General features: G+C 65.9%; 20 protein-coding genes. 7 read left to right on the plus strand and 13 right to left on the minus strand.

The annotated features are described in order from the left end of the window. Positions 1-53 precede the first annotated feature (53 nt). Positions 54-467, minus strand: coding sequence for a histidine triad nucleotide-binding protein (locus tag Q9293_RS00220; protein ID WP_372342182.1), 414 nt, complete (start codon positions 465-467; stop codon positions 54-56). A 51-nt stretch (positions 468-518) separates the two neighbouring features. Further along, positions 519-1,166: a fructose-6-phosphate aldolase gene (gene fsa / locus Q9293_RS00225; RefSeq protein WP_306249155.1), complete on the minus strand. Its 648-nt coding sequence runs from the start codon at positions 1,164-1,166 to the stop codon at positions 519-521. Positions 1,167-1,340: 174 nt separating this feature from the next. On the opposite strand from fsa, the gene thyX reads away from it, so the two are divergent. After that, positions 1,341-2,021, plus strand: coding sequence for an FAD-dependent thymidylate synthase (thyX, locus tag Q9293_RS00230; protein WP_306249156.1), 681 nt, complete (start codon positions 1,341-1,343; stop codon positions 2,019-2,021). 77 nt (positions 2,022-2,098) lie between these two features. Continuing rightward, positions 2,099-3,241 carry an aminotransferase class V-fold PLP-dependent enzyme gene (locus Q9293_RS00235; RefSeq protein ID WP_306249157.1) on the plus strand — a complete coding sequence of 381 codons (1,143 nt, stop codon included), beginning with the start codon at positions 2,099-2,101 and terminating at the stop codon, positions 3,239-3,241. Here the strand turns inward: Q9293_RS00235 and Q9293_RS00240 are convergent. Further along, the gene (locus Q9293_RS00240; RefSeq protein WP_306249158.1) at positions 3,222-5,660 is read right to left on the minus strand and encodes a DUF5916 domain-containing protein; all 2,439 of its coding nucleotides are present in this window, start codon (positions 5,658-5,660) and stop codon (positions 3,222-3,224) included. The genes Q9293_RS00235 and Q9293_RS00240 overlap by 20 nt on opposite strands. A 166-nt stretch (positions 5,661-5,826) precedes the next feature. Here Q9293_RS00240 and Q9293_RS00245 point away from each other — a divergent pair, with 166 nt between their 5' ends. Together Q9293_RS00245 and Q9293_RS00250 are read left to right on the plus strand one after the other, a co-directional pair. Then, positions 5,827-6,654, plus strand: coding sequence for a glutaminyl-peptide cyclotransferase (locus Q9293_RS00245; RefSeq protein WP_306249159.1), 828 nt, complete (start codon positions 5,827-5,829; stop codon positions 6,652-6,654). Positions 6,655-6,709: 55 nt separating this feature from the next. Continuing rightward, the gene (locus Q9293_RS00250) at positions 6,710-7,195 is read left to right on the plus strand and encodes a DUF192 domain-containing protein (RefSeq protein WP_306249160.1); all 486 of its coding nucleotides are present in this window, start codon (positions 6,710-6,712) and stop codon (positions 7,193-7,195) included. Positions 7,196-7,207: 12 nt separating this feature from the next. Here the strand turns inward: Q9293_RS00250 and Q9293_RS00255 are convergent, their stop codons facing one another. Continuing rightward, positions 7,208-7,984, minus strand: a complete 777-nt coding sequence (locus tag Q9293_RS00255) for a hypothetical protein (protein ID WP_306249161.1) — start codon at positions 7,982-7,984, stop codon at positions 7,208-7,210. Between the two features lie 59 nt (positions 7,985-8,043). Between Q9293_RS00255 and Q9293_RS00260 the strand changes: the two genes are divergently transcribed. Together Q9293_RS00260 and Q9293_RS00265 are read left to right on the plus strand one after the other, a co-directional pair. Then, the gene (locus Q9293_RS00260) at positions 8,044-8,889 is read left to right on the plus strand and encodes a PHB depolymerase family esterase (RefSeq protein ID WP_306249162.1); all 846 of its coding nucleotides are present in this window, start codon (positions 8,044-8,046) and stop codon (positions 8,887-8,889) included. Beyond that, complete coding sequence (locus tag Q9293_RS00265) at positions 8,886-9,668, plus strand: sulfite exporter TauE/SafE family protein (RefSeq protein ID WP_306249163.1); 783 nt, start codon at positions 8,886-8,888, stop codon at positions 9,666-9,668. The genes Q9293_RS00260 and Q9293_RS00265 overlap by 4 nt, the downstream gene beginning before the upstream one ends. Positions 9,669-9,685: 17 nt before the next feature. Here the strand turns inward: Q9293_RS00265 and Q9293_RS00270 are convergent, their stop codons facing one another. The 3 genes from Q9293_RS00270 to Q9293_RS00280 are packed head-to-tail and all read right to left on the minus strand — an operon-like array spanning position 9,686 to position 13,192. Next, positions 9,686-11,032, minus strand: a complete 1,347-nt coding sequence (locus Q9293_RS00270; protein ID WP_306249164.1) for a DUF1501 domain-containing protein — start codon at positions 11,030-11,032, stop codon at positions 9,686-9,688. Positions 11,033-11,044: 12 nt separating this feature from the next. Then, a complete protein-coding gene (locus Q9293_RS00275; RefSeq protein WP_306249165.1) occupies positions 11,045-12,703 on the minus strand; it encodes a DUF1800 family protein in 1,659 nt (552 codons plus the stop codon). A gap of 9 nt (positions 12,704-12,712) precedes the next feature. Further along, positions 12,713-13,192 carry a hypothetical protein gene (locus tag Q9293_RS00280; protein WP_306249166.1) on the minus strand — a complete coding sequence of 160 codons (480 nt, stop codon included), beginning with the start codon at positions 13,190-13,192 and terminating at the stop codon, positions 12,713-12,715. A gap of 146 nt (positions 13,193-13,338) precedes the next feature. Between Q9293_RS00280 and Q9293_RS00285 the strand changes: the two genes are divergently transcribed. Next, positions 13,339-13,686 carry a hypothetical protein gene (locus Q9293_RS00285; RefSeq protein ID WP_306249167.1) on the plus strand — a complete coding sequence of 116 codons (348 nt, stop codon included), beginning with the start codon at positions 13,339-13,341 and terminating at the stop codon, positions 13,684-13,686. Between the two features lie 123 nt (positions 13,687-13,809). On the opposite strand, the gene queA is transcribed toward Q9293_RS00285, so the two are convergent. The 6 genes from queA to Q9293_RS00315 all read right to left on the minus strand — a co-directional run bounded on the left by queA (position 13,810) and on the right by Q9293_RS00315 (position 19,930). Further along, positions 13,810-14,886 carry a tRNA preQ1(34) S-adenosylmethionine ribosyltransferase-isomerase QueA gene (queA, locus tag Q9293_RS00290; RefSeq protein WP_306249168.1) on the minus strand — a complete coding sequence of 359 codons (1,077 nt, stop codon included), beginning with the start codon at positions 14,884-14,886 and terminating at the stop codon, positions 13,810-13,812. Between the two features lie 103 nt (positions 14,887-14,989). Next, complete coding sequence (locus tag Q9293_RS00295) at positions 14,990-16,801, minus strand: ABC transporter ATP-binding protein (protein ID WP_306249169.1); 1,812 nt, start codon at positions 16,799-16,801, stop codon at positions 14,990-14,992. Positions 16,802-16,834: 33 nt separating this feature from the next. Then, a complete protein-coding gene (locus tag Q9293_RS00300) occupies positions 16,835-17,647 on the minus strand; it encodes a tetratricopeptide repeat protein (protein WP_306249170.1) in 813 nt (270 codons plus the stop codon). Beyond that, positions 17,644-18,336, minus strand: coding sequence for a hypothetical protein (locus tag Q9293_RS00305; RefSeq protein ID WP_306249171.1), 693 nt, complete (start codon positions 18,334-18,336; stop codon positions 17,644-17,646). Before Q9293_RS00305 ends, Q9293_RS00300 begins: the two co-directional genes overlap by 4 nt. Continuing rightward, entirely contained in the window at positions 18,333-18,923 is a 591-nt protein-coding gene (locus Q9293_RS00310; protein WP_306249172.1) for an RNA polymerase sigma factor, read from the minus strand. The genes Q9293_RS00305 and Q9293_RS00310 overlap by 4 nt, the downstream gene beginning before the upstream one ends. After that, positions 18,920-19,930 carry a hypothetical protein gene (locus tag Q9293_RS00315; RefSeq protein WP_306249173.1) on the minus strand — a complete coding sequence of 337 codons (1,011 nt, stop codon included), beginning with the start codon at positions 19,928-19,930 and terminating at the stop codon, positions 18,920-18,922. The genes Q9293_RS00310 and Q9293_RS00315 overlap by 4 nt, the downstream gene beginning before the upstream one ends. Between the last annotated feature and the right edge of the window lie 42 nt (positions 19,931-19,972).

Consider the following 19,972-nt stretch of genomic DNA (forward strand, 5'->3'; position numbering starts at 1 on the left):
TCACGAATGCGACATTCTGGCCAGCGAATTGACGGAATGTCATCGGTGGCCGGTCAGGGCTTGGGTTCGGGGTCCCTGGTGATGGCGTCCTCCCGCAGCTGTTCGCCGCCCACCACATGGAAGTGGAGGTGGAACACGCTCTGGTTGGCATCCTTGCCTGCGTTGGTGATCACCCGGAAGCCCTTGTCGAGAATGCCCTGGTCCTTGGCCACTTTGACGCAGGTGCTCAGCAGGGCCGCGCGGGCCTCCACCGGCAGGTCATCCAGTTCCTTCAGGCTGGCCACATGCTGCTTGGGGATGACCAGCAGATGAACTTTCGCCCGGGGCTGGATGTCCCAGAAGGCCAGGACGTAGGGATCTTCGTAGACTTTCTTGGACGGGGCCTGGCCCGCCACGATCTTGCAGAAAATGCAGGCGCTCGGGGGCTTGGAGGCTGGCGCCTGGGCAAGGAGGCCCTGGAAACCCAGTGCCAGGGTCAGCACGGCAAGACAGGAACGGCGCATGGTTGGCCTCGCGGGCTACCGGCCGCTCTTCTTCCAGTCGGCCAGGAAGCCCTCGATGCCCTTGTCGGTCAGGGGGTGCTTGATCATCTGATCGAAGACCTTGGTGGGGATGGTGGCCACATGGGCGCCGGCCAGGGCCGAGTCGGTGACGTGGCGGGGGCTGCGGATGCTGGCCGAGAGCACCTGGGTGTCGAAGGCATAGTTCTCGTAGATGGCGCAGATCTCACGGATGAGGTCCATGCCTTCCAGGTTGATGTCGTCCAGGCGGCCCACGAAGGGGCTCACGTAGGTGGCGCCGGCCTTGGCGGCCATGAGGGCCTGGGTGGAGCTGAAGCAGAGGGTGACGTTGGTCCTGATGCCCTCGGCCGTGAGCGCCTTGCAGGCCTTCAGGCCCTCGGCGATGAGGGGCAGCTTCACGACCACATTCTTGTGGATCTTGGCCAGGCGCTTGCCCTCCTCGATCATGCCCGGGGCTTCCAGGCCGATGACCTCGGCGCTGATGGGGCCATCCACGATCTGACAGATCTCCTCGATGATGGTCTCGAAGGGCTTGCCAGTCTCCTTGGCGATGAGGCTGGGGTTCGTGGTGACGCCGTCCAGCACGCCCAGGGCGTTGATGCGCTTGATCTCGTCGATGTTGGCGGTGTCGATAAAGAACTTCATGGAAGTCTCCGGGAATCCCCCAGGATACCAGGGGGCCCCGGCGGGCCGCCGCGCTGGAATCAGGGCCCTCCTAACTGGCTTTGATCCGTGTGAATCCATGTCCATCCGTGGCCAAACAGGCTTTTCCCTCGGGGCATTTCCAGCGCGATACGCTAGAAGCCAGGAGTCTTCGCCATGGCGCACCCCGAGATCAAGGTTCTGGACAAAGGCTTCGTGCGCCTCATCGACCATATGGGCTCGGATTTGTCGGTGGTGAACGCGGCGCGGGTGTCCTTCGGCAAGAAGAAGGAGGCTTTCGAAGAGGGCGACGCCAAGCTGGTGGAATACCTGGCCGAGCATGAGCACACCTCGCCCTTCCGCCACACGGCCCTGACCCTGCACGTGAAGGCGCCGATCTTCGTGTTCCGGCAGTGGATGAAGCACCGCATCGGTTCCGAGTTCAACGAGATCTCGGGCCGCTACGTGGAATTCCCCGAGGATGAGTTCTTCGTGCCCGCCGCCTTCCGCCAGCAGGCCAAGGTGAACAAGCAGGGCAGCGAGGGCGAGATCGCCGAGGCGAACCGCGGCCGGGCCCTGGAGAGCTACCTGGAGAGTTGCCGCAGTTCCGTGGCCCACTACAAGGAACTGATCTCGCTGGGCGTATGCCGCGAACAGGCCCGCTGCGTGCTGCCAGTGGCGCTGTACTCCGAGGTCTACTGGACGGTCAGCCTCCAGGCCGTGGCGCACTTCATCCGCCTGCGGGCCGATGGCCACGCCCAATGGGAGATCCAGCAGTACGCCGCCGCCGTGCGCGAGGTGGTGGAACCCCTCTACCCCGTGGGCCTCAAAGCCCTGCTGGCCTCCGGCAAGGGATGAAGACTCCGCCCCTCAACCCTGCCCTTTTCCATCTGGATGAGGCCCATCTCTGGCTGATGCACTGCGCGGAGGGACCGGTGCCCCGAGCAGGGGTGCGGGCCGTGCGGGCCTTCCTGCAGAAGGAACTGCAGCCTTGGACCATGCGCTGGGAGGAGGATTTCCTGGGCATCCCCGCTGCGGCCCGGGCTGAGGCGGCGGCGGTGGTGGGAGCGCGCCCCGGAGATATCAGTCTCACGTCCACCACCTCCTCGGGTTTGGTGACCGTGGCCCAGGGCTATCCTTGGCACCCCGGGGACGAAGTGCTGGCCCCCCTGGGGGAATTTCCTTCAAACGCTTGGCCCTGGCTGGCGCTGCAATCGCGCGGCGTCTCCTTCCGGGAGGCGTCTCTTTGGGAGGGTCAGCAGGCGGGAGCCTCGGCCTGGGCAAGTCGGCCTCCCACCATTGAAGATGACCTGGAAGGCCGCCTCATTGCGGCCTTGGGGCCTCGCACGCGTGTGTTAACCCTGTCCTGGGTGCGTTTCCAGGATGGGCTCAAGTTGGACCTGCCGCGGCTTTCCGTGGCTTGCCGAGAGCGAGGCGTTCATCTGGTGGTGGATGGCATCCAGGGGGCGGGAACGGCGCCGGTGCAGCTGGAAGGCGTCTCGGCCTTCGCCACGGGTGGTTACAAAGGCTTATTGGCCCCCGAGGGCCTCGGCTTCCTGTGGACCGACGAAGCCTTTCGACAATCTCTGTCGCCTTCGGGCAGCTGGCTTTCGGTGGAAGAGGCCACGGATTTCTCACGACCTTCGACTGATTTCAATCGCGCCTGGCTGGCAGACGGCCGGGTCCTCGAGCCGGGCGGGCCGAACCTGCTCCAGGCTTCCGCCTTGGTGGAATCCCTGCGACTTCTCAACGAGGCGGGAGTGACGGCCATTGCGGATCACATCGCCTTGCTGCAGGAGAGGCTGCTGGAAGATCTGCGCGGCTCGCGCTGGAGCGCCGAGGTAAACCGGCTGCTGGCCCTGCTGCGGGCGGGAAGACTGGGTTCAATCTTGGCCTTCCATCACGGAAACCTTGGCATGGAAGGCCTCAACCAGATCATGAAGTCCGGCTATCGCCAAGGCCTCTTCACGTCGGTGCGCGAGGGCTACTTGCGGGTGGCCTTCCACGGCTATCACACGGAGGCTGATGTGGATCGGGTAGCCGCGTGGCTGGACCGCGTCAGCGGAACAACCAGCTGATCTTGGCCTGGATCACATCGTCGGAGGGGAGTTTCCGCAGGATGGCCAGATCGGGACGCGGTGAGAGGCTGGCCCGCTCATTGATCACTGCATCGGTGCTGGCACCGTGGGTGTAGACCAGGAAGAGGGTAGAGCCGGGCTGGAATTCCCAGCGCGTGATGAGGTTCATGTTCCAGGTGCGGTAGCTGAACGCGGTCTGTGGGGTGGTGCCGGCGGGCAGATCGGCGGGCAAGCCCGGATCCAGGGTCTGGTCGCTGCGGTAGTGTTTTAGATCCCTGTAGTTCCAGTTGGCGGCCAGCCATTGGCTGAAGAACTGCACCGTGAGGGCGGGGCTGAAGGCGTAAGCCACTCTCAACGTCTGGTTGAACTGGCTGAGCTGCCGCAGGCCCACGATGGGAGTGGCGACCGGGGTGTCCAACCATTTCAATTCGCCTTCATCGCAGGTGACTGAGGTGGAGAGTTGGATTTCGGTGGCTTGCGTGGGATGGATGATCTGGAAAAGGGAGGTGTCCGTGGAAGGCCCCCCCTCCTGCTGGGCGCGGTTGATGTTGAACCGCAGATACCAGGGCCGATTGCCCGCGGTATCAAAGCCGAGGTTCATGTAGGGTGTAGAACGCCGGATCAAGTACTTCTTGATCGGATCATCGTAGGTGCGGAGTTCGCGGTCATCTTCGGTGGGCAGGTCCACACCGGCTCCGCCCCAGAGGCCCCAGAAGTTGGTGAAGCTGGTCTGGCCTCGGGCGTTGAGGTTCCGCATGAAGGTGTGTCCGTCTTGATCCCGGGCCACCGTATGGCTCAGGCCCCAACCCCAGTTCCGCAGCAAGCCCCAGGTGCTGTCCCAGTTCCGGTCGACTTCTCCGTACAGGCGCTGCTCGTCGGCGCGTTCGAGATAGCCCATGTCGTTGGGGTTGTAGGTCCGCCCGGCATTGATGGCCTGAGCCTCGAAACTCCAGCCCTCGGGGCCATCCTGGTGGGCCCGCAACCGTCCGCGCCAGCCCTGTTCCTGGGAATCCTTAGGCCCGGATTGGCTGCGGCTGAGGGTGGTCTCGAGAAAACGGCTCCGGTCCTCGCTGTTGTAGACCGCATCCATGGCCTGGATCTGGGCGATGCGTCCGGTCAACCCCGATTGGCGCATGCCTGAGGCAAAGCCGCCGATGTAGCTGCCGCGATCATCCATCAGCTGTTGCACCCGGAGGACGCCGAAATGGGTGAGAGGAGCCAGCTCGCGGTGGACCTGGCGGCCGTTGGCATCCAGAACCGTGGCGCGGGCGGGCTCCACGCTGGCTCCCAACAGGCCCACGTTGGTGCCGCTGGCGTACTTGGCGGTGTATTTGGCGGCACCGGTGATGTCGGTGGCGTTGGGGCGGTCCAGGAGTGTCTCACCAGCGGCGAGGTCAGGATCGGACAGGCCTTGTCCAATACGACGGCTGTAGAAGAGATCCGGCCCCGCCACTCGGAAGATGTCCATGCCCTCGAGGAAGAAGGGCCGCTTTTCGGGGAAGAAGGTCTCCACGGTGCTGAGGTTCAGGACCGCCTGGTCCACCTCGACCTGGCCGAAGTCGGGACGGATGGACAGGTCGACTTGGGCATGCGAGTTGATGCCCCAGCGGGCGTCCAGGCCTGCGCGGTTGTCCCAGCGGCGGTCATCGTAGGAGCGGGCTGTTTCGAACTTCCGGGCCGTGGCCAGGTAGGGCAGATACTCCTCCCGTGGCCGGGGTTTCAGGCCCTCCAGGCCCCGAAGCTCCGGAAACCGGCTGACGAAACCGCTCTCGCCCCGGGGCACCACCATCCAGCGGCTGGATTCGCGAAGGACGCCCTGGTCGGTGCGGCTGAAGTTGATGCCCCAGGTCTGTGGGCCTTCACCAGGCTTGCAGCGCAGCAGGGAGAGGGGGATTTTCAGTTCGGCGGTCCAGCCCTCATCATCGACACTGGTGGCGCTTTCCCAGACGCCGTCCCAGCTGGAGTCGAAGCTGTTGTCGTTGTAGATCACCTGGTCCTTCTGCACGCCCGCGGCGTTCACTTCGAACACCAGCGCCGTGCGGCGGTCGTGATTGGAATCGATGGCTACGCCAAACCAGTCGCTGGAGCTGTCCTGGTCGCGGCGATGCAGGCGGCGCACAACCTTGGCGGGGCCGCCGTCCAGGGCGGGGTCGTGGTGCATGCGGGCCCCGACGTAGAGGAAGTGCTCGTCATAGAGCACCTTCACCTCGGTACGCTGGCGGGCGGGCTGGCCGCGCATGGGCCATTCCTGGGTGAAACCGGTGGCCACGAAGGCCCGGCTCCAGGCCTCCTCATCCAGGCGGCCATCCACCTGGATCCCGCCGGAAATGCGCAGGGCCTGGAGCCCCTGATCCTGACTGGGCCTGGCCTGGGCCAGGGTCGCAAGCAGGGGGATCACAAGCAGGAATGAGATGCGCACAGGACTCCCAGCGGCGCCTTGGCCACTTTGTTTATGGTGCCACATCTAGCGAGGTATGCTGCCTTGGAAGCTCCCCCCTGGGTCGCTTTTAAGGCCAAGGTGAAGTTCAGGGTCCCCTTCAGGGGGGAAGGCCATCCGCCGGTTATCCTGGTCACGGAGCCCCCCCATGCGCCCTCAAGCCCCCTTCCGTTTCGCTGCGGCCCTCTTGGGTTTGGCCGCTTCACTGGCCACCGCGGGCCAGCCTTCCGCCACCAAGAAGGCCACCCCAACGCCGGTGAACTCTTATCGGGTGATCCAGGCCTTTGAGCACAACCCTGAGGACTACACCCAGGGGCTGGTGTTCCAGGACGGCGTCTTCTACGAGGGAACTGGCCGGAACGGGCACTCCCGGCTGCAGAAATACCAATACATCAAGGACAAGAAGAAGGTCCTGCAGTCCGTGGACCTGCCTTACCAGTACTTTGGCGAAGGCATTGCCGTGCTGAAGGGGAAGGTCGTCCAGCTGACTTGGCAGTCCGAACGGGGGTTCCTCTACCAGGCCAGCGACCTGAAAAAGGTCGGAGAATTCAGCTATCCGGGCGAGGGCTGGGGGCTGACCTGCGACGACAGGGACTTCTACCTGAGTGATGGCTCCGCCAGCATCCGCGTGGTGGACGGCGACAAGCTGTTGAATGCCCATCAGTACGCGGTTAAGCGCACCATCGAAGTGAAGGATCAGGGAAAACCCGTGACCATGCTGAACGAGTTGGAGCTGGTGCGGGGCGAACTCTTCGCCAACGTCTGGCAGACCGATCGCATTGCTGTGATTTCGCCGAAGACCGGCGAGGTGTTGCGCTGGATCGATCTCAGCAACCTCATCAGCCCCATGCTCCGCACCGGGCAGGATTCGGTGCTGAATGGCATCGCCTACGATGCGGCCGGGAACCGCCTCTTCCTGACCGGTAAGCTCTGGCCGACCCTCTTCCAGATTCGGGAAGAATCCAAGAAGAAGTGATCCCGGCCCCGGAGAAGAAGGCTCCAGGAAGGGTTATCCTGGCCCCGAGGCCCCCATGCGTCGAATCCTGCTTGCCTGTTTCGGGTACATCCTTGTGTACGCCGCCGGTGGCGGCAGCGTGGTGATCAAGGCCAAAGTATTCATGGCCGAGGTGGCGGTCACGGACCGTGAGGTTTCCCGCGGACTCATGTACCGGCAGACCCTGGCCAAGGACCGATGCATGGTGCTGCTCGGCGGGGAGGAGGCCCTCCGTCCCCTGCGAACCTGGCATCACCTGATCGCCCTGGACGTGGCCTGGGTGGATCAGGATGGCCAGGTGGTCGAGGTGTCCGCCCACACACCCCCCTGCCGGACCGCGAAGGCCGAGGACTGTCCCGCCCATGGCGGCTCGGTGTCCGCCAGGCATGTCGTGGAATTTCCCGCGGGAACCTTCCATCGGCTGGGCCTGAAGAAGGGAGATCGCCTGGGCTGGGAGCTCACGCTGGATGATGGCCGCATCGTACGGGGCGGCCAGGCCCTGCCCAAATCCAAGCGGAAGTAGGAAGGGCGGCGGCTACTCGTCGCTCTTGGCGGCTTCTTTCCCTTTGCGCGGGGGCCGGGTGAGGGTGCGCAGGTGTTCGGGCGTGGGAGGGAGGCTGCCCAAGTCCAGGGGGCTGAGGCGGTCCGCCAGCAGCTTCCAGGCCTTGGCTTGGCGGGGCAGGCGCTCGGGCTGGATGACTTCAAAGCCCTGGGCGTAGCTGACAAAGGGCGGCATCACCAGGGCAAAGCCTGTGTAGAGGAAGGCCGGAAGCCTCAGCCAGTCTGGTTCCGATTTGGTGCCGGGGGCCGGGGTGGCGAACAGGGGGTGCACGCCGCCGTTGATCCAGAAACCATGGGAGGGCTCGTGCCGGGGATAGACGAAGATCCGGCGGCGATGCATGAGGGTGAAAGGGCCCACCCGGTGTTGTTCCACGGGGGTGATGCCCGTGCCGTCCAGGGCTGGGCCGATGCTGCGCTCAGCGTGGCCGACCACCTGCACCACGCGGCGGCCCCCGGCCTTGAGTTTGCGGAAGATGGTCCGCAGTTCCTCGGCCTCATCCCCTTCCACGGTGCCCTGACTTGGCTTGAGATCGCCCAGCAGCGCCACCTGCTCGGGGGCGTAGTCGTCCATGAGGCTGAAGACCCGCTCCCAGATTTCCATTTGGGGCGTGGCTGGCATGGGGTCGGGGCGGCGGCGCCGGGCGGCCCCCAGGCCGAAGAAGAGGTCCGACAGCACCAGCGTTTTGTGCCGGGGCAGCCACAGGGCCCTCCGGCTGTCGAGCACCACATCCTCGCTGAGCTGCACCTGCACCGGGACCTCCAACCTTCCATTGGAACACAGCCGACCCCAGAATCCGGGAGGGGGGTGTCGTGCCGCACGGCCAAGGCCACTATCTGAAGCTGACTTGGCAGGGGGAGGCCCGCCGGGTGCTGGTTCATGACCCGCCCGGGCATGAAGGACGGAGTCTGCCCCTGGTGTTGGCCCTGCACGGCACCGGTGGCACGGGGCGCATCATGGCGCACCTGTCTGGTCTCAGCCGGCTGGCCGACGAACGGGGCTTTCGGGTGGCCTATCCGCAAGCCCTGGGCGAAGCGGGCCTGGCGGATCCCGCCCGGGGCGCCGCCTGGAACGCGGGGCCCGGCCTGGGGTGCCCTCCGTATCCCGAGGCGAACGATGTGGGCTTCCTGCAGGCGGTGGTGGATCGGGTGGATCAGCACGGTCCCGTGGATCCCCGGCGCATCTATGTGGCGGGGTTTTCCAATGGCGCCCGCATGGCCTACCGGCTGGCCCTGTCGGCCCCCTGGGTGGCGGCCATGGCGGCGGTGGCCGGGGCCCCTGTCTGGGGGGAAGCCCCTGTGAGGCCGGTGCCCACCCTGGTGTTTCATGGCACGGAGGATCAGCACATTCCTTTTAGCGGTGGGCTGGGGCAACAGGGCCGCCGACTTCCGGCGCTTCCCGCCCGGGAGGCGGCCGAGCGTTGGGCGGCGCTCATGGGTTGCGGTCCCGCATCCGTATCTGATGAGCTGAATGCGCACCGACTAGAGATGTGGTCCTCCGACGCCTGCCAGGTGGGATTCTGGACCGTGGCGGACATGGGCCACGCCTGGCCCGGGGGAAGGCCCTATGCACCAGGCGCCGATCTACCGGTTCCCGACCTTTCCGCCGCGCACCTGATCTGGGCATTCTTCGAGGCCCATCCCCTGGAGGCACCATGAACCCATTCACGAATCCCCTGTGGGCGGGCCTGGGCACGGGGCTGTCCGGAGGCCTGCTCGCGGGCCTCTTCGGCATTGGTGGCGGCATCGTCATGGTGCCCCTGTTGGGGCTTTTCCTGGGACTGGACCAGCACCGGGCCCAGGGGGCCACGCTCGCGGCCATGTTGCTGCCTACTGGCCTGCCCGCGGTGCTGCAGTACCGCCGACGTGGCGTCCAGACCAGCCTGCCCCTGGTGGGGGTGCTCATCCTGGCCTTCCTGTTCGGCATCACCGGCGGCGCCCTGGTGGCGAACCACATCCCTTCGGGGGTCCTGCGCTGGGGCTTCGCGAGCTTCCTGGTGTACCTGTCGCTGCGGACCTTCCTGAGGAAGGAAGTGAGCCCGGTGGATCGGGGCGAAGCGCCCTTCGACCTGCAGGGACAGTGGACTTGGGGCCTGCCCAGCGGTCTGCTGGCGGGGGTGGTGTCGGGGTTGACGGGTCTGGGCGGAGCCATGGTGGTGATTCCGCTGCTGGCTTCCAAGCTGCGCATGACGCAGCACGAAGCCCAGCTCACCAGCCTGATGATGCTGCTGCCTCCCATCGGCCTTCCGGGTGTCTACGTCTACGCCAAGGCCCAGGGCGGGCTGCCCTGGCTGGTCATCGGGGCGGTGGCGGTGGGCTTCGCCGTGGGCGGCTTCATCGGGGCGCACTGGGCCACGCGTACCCAGGGGGCGCGGCTGAAGCAGGTCTATGCGGGTTTCGTGCTGCTCATGGCGCTGATCGTGATCCTGCGCCGTTAGCGGGCCCTAGGCGCGCCTCACAGGAAGTCCAGGCGCTGATAGGCCGAGCCCAGCAGCGTGTTGGTGGCGGTGGCGGCCTGGCCCAGCCAGCGCTCAAGCACCGTGGCATAGAGGCTGCGGAAATCGGTGGTGAACTTCATGTTGCCGTTGGTGTCCAGGTTGGTGAGATCCGGATAGCCGCCGTAGAGGCCGCCCTTCACGGACTTGCCCACACAGAAGGAAAGGCCCGCGGTGCCGTGATCGGTGCCGCCATTGTTCTCCTGCACGCGGCGGCCGAATTCGCTGTAGCCCAAAATCATCACGCGGTCCTGGGCCGTGCCCGAGCCGGAGGGGATGGTGGCAAGATCATCCCAGAAAGCTTTGATCGAGCCACCCAGGGCCCGTTGAAGGTTGGGGTGATCTTCGGCCTGGTTGCTGTGGGTGTCCCAGCCGCCAAGCCGGGAGAAGAACACCTGGGTGGGGAGGCCCGCGGCGATCATCTGGGCGATGAGCTTGAACTGGTTGCTGAGGCTGCCGGTGAGGTTGGAGCCGTTGATTCGCTTGACCGGGTAGGCGGCATCGCCCGGATAGGCCACGGTGGAGGTGCGGGCCGTCAGGGCACCGCCCGCGCCGAAGGCAGGGTTGTTCTGGGCATCGAAGAACATCTTTCCGGCCTGGGCGGCGGCCAGGTAGGAAGGATCGGTGCTGGCGGCATTCAGCGCTGTGCCCCAGCCGGTTTCCAGGGTGGCGGCGTCGGCCACCGCGTTGCCGCTCAGAAGGTAGGAGGGGAATACATAGCCGCCCGCGCTGGGGATGGAAATGAAGCTGCGGTTGCCGCCCTTGAGCATGATGGGCAGGTCGGCGGTGACGGTGAGGCCGCGCAGCACGTCGCCCGTGGGGCTGAAGGCCGTATCGGCGAAGCGGCCCAGCCAGCCTGTTCCCGCGGGCACCGCAGCGCCCTGGCCCCAGAGATCGATGGAGGTGAAGTGGGACAGGTTGGGGTTGGGCATGCCGATGCCAGGAATCCAGGCCACGCGGCCCTTGGCATGCAGTTCATCCATGCCGGTCAGATCTTTGTTGAGGGCGATGCCGCTGCCCAGGTCCACGAGAAGGGCGGGATCCGTGATGCCCAGGGTGGCGCGCTTGGCCTGGTAGGCCGTGAGGTTGGCGCCCGTGTTGGGCGGCATGACGTTCAGCCAGTCATAGCCACCATCGATGTTCACGATGACGAGGATGGGTGAGGTGGGCACCGGTGTGGGAGGGACCGGCGGCGGTGTGTTCACGGTCTGGGGCGTGCTGGAGTTGCGGCCGCTGCAGGCGGTCAGGCCGGCGAGGGCGGCGCCGGTGGTGCCGAGGGTCTGGATGAATTCGCGTCGCGTGGTCATGGTCGCCTCCGGTCAGTAGAGCTGGCCCGAGGGCGAGCAGAGGATGAGGAAGGCCAGTTCCCGGGCCTTGGTCTGCGAGGCCGCATCCCAGGTGAAGGTGGATGGCCAGAGGGCGGTGAGCCAGGCGCTGGAGACCGAGGAAGGAATGGGGGCGGGCTGCAACAGCGCCACCAGCCGGTCGAGGACGGCCTGAGCCGTGGCGGGCGCGGTGGGGAACCAATCGGTGGCCGGGAAGGTGGGGAACAGGGTGTAGGTGGTGGAATTGGACGAGCGGGTTTCGTTCAGCGCCAGGGCGGCGGCGGCCTTGGTGCGGTAGCGCAGGGTGTTGCTGTTCAGCCAGGCGGTGTGTTCCTTCCAGCCGTTGGGCCCGTTGGGATCCAGCAGCCGCATGCCCATCTGATCGAAGGTGTTGGCATTGTTCGTGACCAGGCGCCAGGCGGGGTAGCCCTTGGGGGTCTGGGCGCTGGCGGCGGCGAGGCTGGGGCAGAGCATCTTCGCGGCGCGCACCAGCCAGGACACAGGGCCCTCCGCCAGGGCGAAACGATTGGCGGGGTCGAAGAAGTACTGCGACTTCAGCAGCGTCTTCATCACTGCGCGCAGGTCGAAATTGGCCGCCTGGATCATGCCGGCCACGTCGTTCAGATCCTGGGTGGTGAAGCCGGTGGTGACGAAGTGGGTGAGCAGGCGCTTGGCCAGGAACTGCGCGCAGTTGGGACCGCGGTAGGTCAGGATGCCGCGCAGGGCGTTCTCGCCCTTGGCCCAGCCATTGGCCGTGGTGGTGATATCGAAGCTCTGGCCGAAGAGGCTGATGGAACCCGTGCCATGCAGGTTGTACGTGGTGCCGCGGGTGCCTCCGTAATACACGCGGGTGTCCGGGGCCAATGTGCTGCCGTCATAGACCCTGAAGTGGCCCGCCGAGGGCGTCTGCTGGCTGGGGCTGGTGGGGTTCGTGATGTAGTCGGCCTCGGCGATGGTGAAGCTCCAGCCGCTGAGGGCCCGGGCCAACTGGGTGATGTCCGCCTGGTTGTAGCCGTTATCGGCCCCCAGGCTGTACAGTTCCATCACCTCCCGGGCGTAGTTCTCGTTGGGGATGTTGTTGCCCGAGGCATTGTTCAGCACGGAGTCCAGCCAGATGGCCATGGCCGGATCCTTGCTCACAGCCACCAGGAGATCGTCGAACTTCGCCAGGCCCTGGTTGCGGAACAACTGGATCTGATTGAGTGACAGGGAGGCGTTGTTGACTTTGTGATGTCCCGTGGCGAAGAGGTTGTGCCAGAAGAGGGCCATTCTTTCCTGGAAGGCGTAGGGGTTGAGCTGCATGCGCCAGGCCCAGTAGGCCTGGGCCGTGTTCAGGTTGTTGCGCCAGGCGTTGGCGCCGCCCACGAGGAAGGCATGCGGACCGGGCACCGCGGCCACGTCCGTGCTGCCGGCATCATTGGTGTTGGCGGTGACCAGAGGTTCGGTCACCACGTCCGCCGTGGCCAGGGCGGTGTTGAAGGCCGTGAGATCGTAGCTGGCGCCGGTACCATCGATCCAGGCATCGATGGCGGTTCCCGGGGGCTGCGCCTGCAGGGCGGCGGCATCCGCAGGGCTGAGGCCGAAGCCAGCCCGCCGGGCGAAATGCTGGACATCTGCGACAGTCCAGGTGGTGATGGCAGTCAGAGTGGCCATGGCGGGCTCCTAGTTGTTGGGGGCCCCGGCGCTGATCCAAGCCGAGAGCGTGTCGATGGTGGGTTGGCAAAGATTGGGGGCAGCGTAGGGCATGCGTGCGCCATAGCCCAAGCCGCCAGGTTGATCCTTGGTGACTTTTTCGATGATCCAGGAATGGGCAGGATCTCCGGGCTTCACGAGGACCCAGCCTGCGGGTGCGTTCGCAGGCGTGACGTTCACCAGGGCAGCGTGCAGTTGCGCGGCCGTGCCCGAATAGCTCACGTGGCCAGTGGGCGAGGCGCCTCCATGGCAGGTGGTGGTGGCGGATCCGCAACTGCTCTGGATCGCCGGTACGATGTCCGCCGCGAAGGAAGGGCTGGCCTTGGCCACCGTGATGGGACAGGTGGTGGCTGGTGGGGTGGGCTGGGATGGGGCGACACTGCCGCTTCCGCTGCCGCCACAGGCGACAGCCAGGGCGACGACGCACAGGGCGGGGAGCATGAGGCGCATGGGACTCCAATGGGTGGCATTCAGCATGGGTGATTGCATCAATGGGTCAAGCCCAAGACTGCTAGATCTTTAGTTGTAGCCGTGAGGCACAAACAGGCTTCACGGGGTTTATCGCAGCTTGGGTTATTCTCAATCTGGAGGTTGCCGTGCCCCTGGATGCCCCGACCCCCCTTTACGTGGGGGAGCGTTTGCGAGATCTGGTCCTGTGCTATGCAGGCCCCTGGGCCTTTGTGCCCTACATGCGCAACCGCGAGGATTCCGAGCTCCTCTGGCATGCGCGCCAGGGTGTGATTCTCGCCTTCGTGGAATGCGTCTTCACGCTGGCCATGGTGATCATTGGGCTCTTCCCCATCTTCGGCACCATCTCGACCCGCTTCATCCTGCCGCTGTGGCTGCTGTGGTGCCTGGGCATGTCCGTGACAAGCATCCTGCAGGCCACCAAAGGCAAGAAACACCGCATCCCGGTCATCCACCAGTTCGTGGATTACCTATAGCTATCCGGGAGTTCCCCACGCAACGCAGGCGTTGCGTGGGGAACTCCCGCGCCCACTCGCGCCAGAGCCGCTCGTGGGCTGGCATGGGCGTACTGTGCACTCCCCGCAGGGCCCTTCCTGGGCTCAGTCGGGATGACGGGCGTTGAGAATCAGCATGGCGTCGCCATAGCTGAAGAACCGGTACCGCTCCCGGATGGCCTCGGCGTAGGTGGCTTGGGCCTGTTCTAGCCCGAGCAGGGAAGAGATCAGCACGAAGAGGGTGCTTTCCGGTAGGTGGAAATTGGTTAGCAGGTGGTCCGCCGTGCGCAGGCGGTAGCCGGGCGTGATGAAGAGGCGGGTGGCGCCCTCTCTTGACAGGCGTTCGCCATCCCAGGCGCCCTCCAGGGTGCGCAGGGCGGTGGTGCCGATGCAGAGCAGGGGACGGTCGCGCCTTCGGAAGAGGGTCTCAAGCTGCGTGGCGGTGGCCTCAGGGATCTCGAACCGCTCCTCGTGCATGGCGTGGTCTTCGAGGCGTTCGGCCGTCATGGGCCGGAAGGTGCCGAGGCCCACGTGGAGGCGCACGGGATGCCAGCCACATCCCTTGGCTTGCAGGGCGGCGATGAGGCCGGGCGTGAAGTGCAGGCCAGCGGTGGGCGCCGCCACAGCCTCGCCTTCTTGGGCCGCGAAGACCGTTTGGTAGCGGGTCTCGTCTTCTTCGGCCGCCAGGTGATCGATGTAGGGGGGCAGGGGCAGGCGGCCGATGCGGTCGATCTCATCCCAATCCAGGGTGTGTTCGCCGCCTTCATGGCCGTGAACCCGTACGACGCGCAGGCCCTCGGGCAGTGTGTCGAGGATATCGATGCGGGCCAGTTCCCGGCCTGAAGTCGGATTCACCACAGCGGCCGTGGCGCCAGGTTTCAGGCGGGCGCCGGGCTTCACCATGGCCTCGAAGCGGCCTTCTCCCAGGCTGCGCAGCAGCAGCGCCTCACCGGCGCCGCCGCCGCTGCGGCGCAGGAAGAGGCGGGCGTGGCGCACCCGCACATCGTTCGGCACGCAAAGGCTTCCCGCGGGTACCAGCTCGGGCAGATCGCGGATGCTTCGATGGGCCCACTCCCCGGTACGGGCATCCACCACCAGCAGTCGCGCGCCATCTCGGTCGGCAGCGGGATGCTGCGCGATGAGCTCGGACGGCAGGTCGAAATGGAAGTCGGTGCGCTGCATCGTAATCGGTTCCAATCAAAAGCAGAGGTTCACCACGGAGGCCTCCGTGTGCCCATGCTCCGTGTCTCCGTGGTGGATTCTTTTTGAAGGGTGCGAGTGGATATCAGGCCTCGGCGAACTGCAGCTTGTGCAGGCGGGCGTACTCGCCATCCCGGGCCAGCAGCTCCTCGTGCCTGCCCTGCTCGACGATGCGGCCCTGTTTCAAAGCGCAGATGCGGGTGGCGCGCTGGATGGTGCTGAGGCGATGCGCGATCACCAGGGTAGTACGGTTCTCGATGAGGGTTTCCAGGGCCGCCTGCACGGCCCGCTCGCTTTCGGTGTCGAGGGCGCTGGTGGCTTCGTCCAGGATGAGAATGGGGGGGTCCTGCAGCAGGGCCCGGGCGATGGCCAGGCGCTGTCGTTGGCCGCCGCTGACGCTGGAACCCGTTTCGGCCAGCGGTGTGTCATAGCCCTTGGGCAAGGCCATGATGAAGTCATGGGCGTGGGCCTTCTTGGCGGCGGTGATCACGGCTTCACGGCTGGCCTCCATGCCGTAGGCGATGTTGTCGTGGATCGTGTCCATGAAGAGCAGGGTTTCCTGGGTGACGATGCCGATGATCTTGCGCAGTTCGCGGGGGTCGAAGTCGCGCAGATCCGTGCCATCCAGGGTGATGCGGCCCTCGGTGGGATCGAAGAAGCGGGGCACCAGATTCACCAGGGTGGTCTTGCCGCCGCCGCTACCGCCCACGAGGGCGACCGTTTCGCCGGAGCGGATCTCCAGGTTGATGCCTCGCAGCACAGGGTGCTTGCCGTCATAGGTGAAGGCCACCTCCTCGAAGCGCAGCTGACGGGGCTGGGCGGGCACGGCGACAGGCGTTTCGGGAACAGCCAGTTCGCTTTGGCGCTCCAGCATGCTGTAGACGCGATCGAGGCTGGCGGTGGCCACCTGCACCTCGTTGTTGAGCTTGGTGAGGCGCCGCAGGGGGTCGTAGAGCTGGTAGACCGCCAGAAGGTAGGTGAAGAAATCCGCGCCGGACATGTGGCCCGAGCGAATCTCGGAAGACGCGTAGGCCACCAGGGCCGCGAGGAGGCAGCCACCCACCAGCTCCATGATGGGTGTGGACAGGGCCGAGGCCCGGGCGCTCTTCATGCCCAGGCGGTAGAGCTCGTGGTTCTGCTTCTGGAAGCGCTTGACCTCGAAGCGCTCCCGGGCGAAGCCAAAGACCACCCGGATGTTGCTGAAGACTTCCTTGAGGCGCTGGAGGAGGAGGCTGGAGGCTTCCTGGTTGCGGTGGTTCACGGCGCGAATGCGGCGGCTGAGCTTGCGCACAGGCACCACGACCAGGGGGCCCGCGATGAAGAGGGTGAGCGACAGCTTCCAGTTCATCCACATCAGCCAGCCCACCATGGAGGTGGCCACGCAGATTTCGCGCACGGCTTCGGCCAGCTGGTTGCTGGCGATGCCCTGCACGGCGCCCACGTCGGAAATGCAGCGGGTGATGAGTTCGCCCACCGGGTGCTTCTGGAAGAAGCCGGGCTCCTGGGTGAGCAGGTGGGCGAAGAGCCGCTCCCGCAGAGCCTGGGTGGCCCGGATGCCGGAGCGGACCATGAGCAGGGTGCCGCTGTAGGTGAGCAGGCCCTTCAGCAGGAAGAGGCTCACCATCAGCAGGGGAACGAAGCGCGTGCTCTGCTGGAGCGACTCACGCTGCGGCAGATGGGCCATGAGCCAGAGCTTCATGTGCTCGAGCGCGGCGAAGGCGCCCACGGCCTTGGCGCCCGGAGGCGCCATCTGAAGGTTGTCCTTGAAAACGAAGTTGAGGCTGCCGATGAGCAGGCCCTGGCAGAGCCCGGCGGCCAGCAGGAGCAGGGTCCCCCCCAGGATGGCGGGAATGAACCGGAGCAGGTGCTCCTGGTAGAAACGGCGGATGCTGGACATGGACCCTCGGCCTTCCAGCTTAACGGAACAAGGCTATTCGACCGTCACCGTGACCGTGCTCTTGCCGTCATCGAGGCTGAAGAGTTCGGTGCCCTTGGGGGCGTTGAGGGCCTGATCCATGAGCCGTTCCAGGTCGATGCCCTTCTTCTTGGCCTGTTGCAGCTGCTCGTCCGAAAGGTAGCCGCCCACGGCCCGGGCCAGCCCGAGGGCCAACCGGATGGTGAGGGTTTCGGATTTGCCGCGCTCCTTCACCCGTAGCGAGAGGAACCGCCCCTGGGCAGGCCCAGCGGCCTTGGGTTCGACGCCCATGCTTTGGAGCGCCAGGCGGCAGGCTTCGGAGGAGCTGTCCAGGCGCAGGCCGATCTGAAGCACGGGCACCGCCCGCTTGTCCTTGCGCTTGGCCAGTTGCAGGGCGGCCGCCACTCGGACTTCTTCGCGATCATCGGACAGGGCGCTGGCCAGGCCAGCGGTAGCGGTGGGGCTGTCCCATTGGCGGATGCCCCAGCAGCGCACGCGGTTGAGGCGCGCTTCCTTGCCCAGCAGGCGCTGGTCAGGATGCTTGGTGAGGAAGTCGGTGTAGGCCTCGATGGCGTCATCCCAGCGCTGATCCTGTTCCAGGCTGGAGGCCAGCCAGTAGCGGGCGTCGGCGGCGCGCGGCGAGGAGGGGAAGTCCCGCAGGAGAGTCCGGTAGGCCTGGGCCGCGTCGAACCAGCGCTGGGCGTAGCGGAAATCCCGGCCCTGCCGGAACAGGGTTTCGGAAGGGGATTCCAGCGCCACGAGGGGGGCGGGTTCCAGAGCCCCGGGCAGGGTGGGTGTGGAGATCGCCATCAGGAGGGCCAGCATCATGCGCCCTCTCCGCGGAGGCGGCGTTCCATGCGCTCGGACTGGGTTTCCAGGTTGTGGGCCGCGGCCATCTGCCGCAGTTCCTGGGCCCGTTCCACGCTGAGGCAGCTGTCTTCAGAGGCGACTTCAAAGAGCCAGGCATGGAGGCTGGCGCGGATGACCTCGGCCTCCTTGATGGGCGCTCCCTGGGCCGCCAGCTGGTGGCTGGACTCGAGCAGGGCCATGGCCATGTCCCGTTCCTGGCGTCGATCCTCTTCGCCCTTCTTGCAGAGGGCGGGATTCTGCTCGAAGTCCTGAAGCAGGGTGGCGCTCTGTTGGAAGAAGGCGATCCAGGCGCGATCCTGGCTGCGCTTCTGGGCCAGCATCTCGAGGCGAGCCGTGTCCTGGGCCTGGGCCTGAAGGCTCCGGGTGCGCTGCAGGGTGGTGAAGGCGGGCACGAGGGCCACCAGGAGCACCGCAGCGGCGGCCAGGGCCCAGGAGGCCTTCCAACGGGGCGCCGGCGCGGGCGCGAGGCCCTCCGCCAGGTCGCTGGCATGGCTTCCGAGGGCCAAATGCAGTTCGAGCAGGTCCGCCAGTTCGGCCTGGACGGCAGGATCCTCAGGCCAGGCTTCGGGCTGTTCGAGCAGCTCGAAGAAGCGGGCTTCGTCCAGGGAGCTGGAATCGAGGCGCTGGGGGTCGTGGGAGGCGGTCATGGCTGGGGTCCAAGGGTTTTACGGAGTTTCTGGAGGCTTTGGAAGAGGGTGGCTTTGACGGTTCCTTCGGCGCAGTTGAGATCCTGGGCGATGCGTTTCACGGGATGTTCCTGCACGTAGTAGGCCAGGACCATGGCCCGTTGCCGGGGGGTCAGGCCTTCCAGAGCCCCTCTTAGGGCCTGGATCCGCCTGCCTTGGTCCACGGACTCCCAGGGTGAAGGTTGGTGGGGGTCCGGTGCGTCAAAGGTCTCGGGAGGGGGTACCTCTCGCCCTCTTCTACGCAGGTGGTCGGTCGCCGCATTAGCCGCCAATGTAAAAAGCCAGGCGGCCACCGGTCTGCCCTCTTCAAACCGCTGGCAATGCTGGAGGCATTTGAGAAAAACCTCCTGCGCCAGTTCCTGGACCACCCCGGCCTCGCCCTGGAGGCGGCGGTGGAGGAAGGCAAAGAGGGGCCGCTCGAAGCGGGCCATGAGGTGGGCCAGGGCCTCCTCTTTTCCCGCCTTGAGTTGAGCCATCCAGTATTCGGGCGACAGCTCCTCCGGCGCCGGGAAGGCGCCATCGGCCGTCGTGGGAAGGGCCGGGCTCATGCCTTGCGGCCTCCAAGGGCGCGGCTATAGGAGATGCCCGGCTGTCCGAGCTTCTCCATCACCAGTTTGAGCTGTTCCGACGTGAGGGTGCAGCGCAGGCCCACGCGGCGCTTCTCCTGCATCAATTCCGGGGTAGCGCCCGGGGCGGATTGGACGGCATTGGCGGCGGCGACCAGGCGCTGAAGCCATGGCGAGACTTGGTTGATGCCTTCAGGGCTGCCCGCCAGGGCGAGCTCGAAGCGCACAGGCTGATCCTTGTCCTCGCCGGGGGTGATGCTCCAGAACAGGGCCGTGACCCCCTTGGGAAGGTCCTTGATGAAGTCATTTTCAAAATTCCGCTTCAACCCCCCAAGAAGGGCCTCGGGCTGGAGGAAGCCCTGGAAAGGGGCCCGGGGGCTGATCCACTCGGCGGCCAAGGCCGCATCGGGCTGGGTGCTGAGGCTGTTGTGGGCGGCCATGCGGTTGAGGGCTTCGAGGGAGCCGATCCAGACCTGGCCCTTTTCATCACTGGCGGCACGGATATGGGCCTTGGTGCCCTTGGCTTCCATATCGAGGATCACGTAGAGAGGCCAGTCGTGCCCCTGAAGGTGAAGGCTGCCCTCCTGGGGGAAGGATTCCGACAGGGCCCCCACCAGGGCGGCGGGATCCTTGAACTGGTTGAGCTGGATGAGGGCGTGTTCGATGCCCTGCTGGATGCCCTCTTCCCCGCTCTGGGGGAGGCCGACCAGGTGGAAGGTGACCCGGCCTGTTTCGGTGCGGGGGTTGATGTGGGCCTTTTGAAGGAAGAGGTCGAGGGCCCGTTCCACCATGGGATCCCGCGAGATCAGGGACTGGACATCCTTATGGGTGAGCATCCAGCCCGCCTCACCCGAAAAAGCGGCCAGGCTGTCGCCGGGGGCGGCCTGCACCCAGGTGGACACGCGGGCCTTGGGGCGGCAGGACAGGGCCGTGCCGAGGCAGATCAAGGCCACCGCGGCGGGAATCAGGATGGCTGCGGGGCGTCGCATGGGATCTCCTGAAAGGGCTACGGGGTCTTGCCATCCGCGTTT

The sequence above is a fragment of the Geothrix sp. PMB-07 genome (assembly GCF_030758935.1).
Taxonomy (GTDB): Bacteria; Acidobacteriota; Holophagae; order Holophagales; family Holophagaceae; genus Geothrix.